Origin of the sequence: Streptomyces sp. W16 (assembly GCF_033194735.1) — a bacterium.
In the GTDB taxonomy this organism is placed as follows: Bacteria; Actinomycetota; Actinomycetes; order Streptomycetales; family Streptomycetaceae; genus Streptomyces.
The window spans coordinates 1-1570 of sequence record NZ_JAWOAI010001026.1 but is presented as its reverse complement, the minus strand read 5'-3'; the positions used below and the strand labels follow the sequence as shown (position 1 = coordinate 1570).

The following is a 1570-nucleotide window of genomic DNA, read 5'->3' as shown; positions in this document are numbered from 1 at the left end:
CGCCTCCGTGCGCACGCCGGTGCGGGCGCCCTCGCCGGCGGCCAGTTCGACGACGACGTCCAGCGGGCGGGCGGCGCCGCGCAGGGCCGCGTCCATCAGCTCGACCCCGCGCACGGAGTCGACGTAGCAGATGAAGCGGAAGTCGTCGTCCGTGTCGAGCTGGGAGGAGATCCACTTCAGGGCCGCGGGGTCGACGAGTTCGTTCGCCAGGAAGATGCGGTCGATCCCGAACTCCCTTGCCACGCGCACCTGGTGGGGCACGGCGAGGGTGATCCCCCATGCCCCGTGGGCGAGTTGGCGGTGGAAGAGCTGGGGGGCCATCGAGGTCTTGCCGTGCGGGGCGAAGGCGAGGTGGTGGCGGGTCGCGTAGGTCTCCATGAGGCGGAGGTTGTGCTCCAGGCGCTCGGCGGAGAGGGCGAGGACGGGGGTGGTGAAGCCGCCGGTGAAGAGGTTGCGGCGCTCGGCGGCCAGCTCGGTGACCGTGCGGCCGTCGGCGTCCGGGGGGAGGCCCTTGAAACGGTGGTCGACGCGTTCCCCGGCGAGCCGGGCGAGCGCTTCGGTACCGGTGTCGCGGACCATGAGGCCTCCCTGAGCTGGACTGTTGCAATCTCTGCAACCGTCATTGCGTATATCGCTTACCGCTGTCTAACATCTCGCCCAACACCGGGTCAACGGAGCCGCCGCAAACCGGTGCACCGACGAGGAGCCATCACCATCGTGACCGCCGACGGACAGTCCACCGCCGCCCGTGACGTCGTCGACGTCGTAGCGCTGGGCGAGTCCATGGTCACCTTCCTACCCAGCCGCCCCGGCCGCCTCGCCGACGTACCGTCCTTCGACCGCGCCATCGGCGGCGCCGAGTCCAACGTCGCCTGCGTACTGGCGGCGGCCGGGCACAGCGTCCGGTGGGTCAGCCGGGTCGGGGCCGACGGCTTCGGCGACCACCTCGTCGAGACCATCGGCGGCTACGGCGTGGACGTGTCCGCCGTACGGCGTGATCCCGCGCGGCCGACCGGCATCTACTTCCGCACCGCCGGGGACCGGGCCACCGACGCGCACGAGGTGGCGTACTACCGGGCCGGGTCCGCCGCCTCCGCGATGGCCGTGCGCAACGTGGACCTGGCCGCCGTACGGGCCGGGCGGGTGCTGCACCTGTCCGGGATCACCCCGATGCTCTCCGCCGACTGTCTCGGCCTGGTCCGTGAACTGACCGCGCTCCGCGCCCACCGCCCGCTGATCTCCTTCGACGTCAACCACCGCCCGGCGCTGGGGCGTTCGGCCGACGGCCCGAGCGTGCTGCTGGAGCTGGCGCGCGGCGCGGACCTCGTCTTCGTCGGCGAGGACGAGGCCGCCGAGGTCTGGGGGCTCGTCGGGGCCGATGCCGTACGGGCCGCGTTCCCCGACCCCGAGACGCTCGTCGTCAAGCAGGGCGGACGCGGCGCCACCGTCTTCCACAAGAGGCACGTCACCTTCGTGCCCGCGCCGCACGTCGACGTCGTGGCCGCGGTCGGCGCCGGGGACGCCTTCGCTGCCGGGTTCCTCTCCGCGACCCTGCGGGGACTTCCCGTAC

At 72.5% G+C, this 1570-nt stretch carries 1 protein-coding gene and 1 pseudogene; one reads left to right on the top strand and one right to left on the bottom strand.

Annotated elements, in window-relative coordinates; all coding sequences use genetic code 11:
• Window positions 1–579, bottom strand: a pseudogene (locus R6V09_RS52720) (alanine racemase); the annotation flags it as partial.
• Between the two features lie 138 nt (window positions 580–717).
• On the opposite strand from R6V09_RS52720, the gene R6V09_RS52715 reads away from it, so the two are divergent.
• A partial coding sequence (locus tag R6V09_RS52715) for a sugar kinase (protein ID WP_317888490.1) occupies window positions 718–1570 on the top strand: 853 nt, incomplete at its 3' end.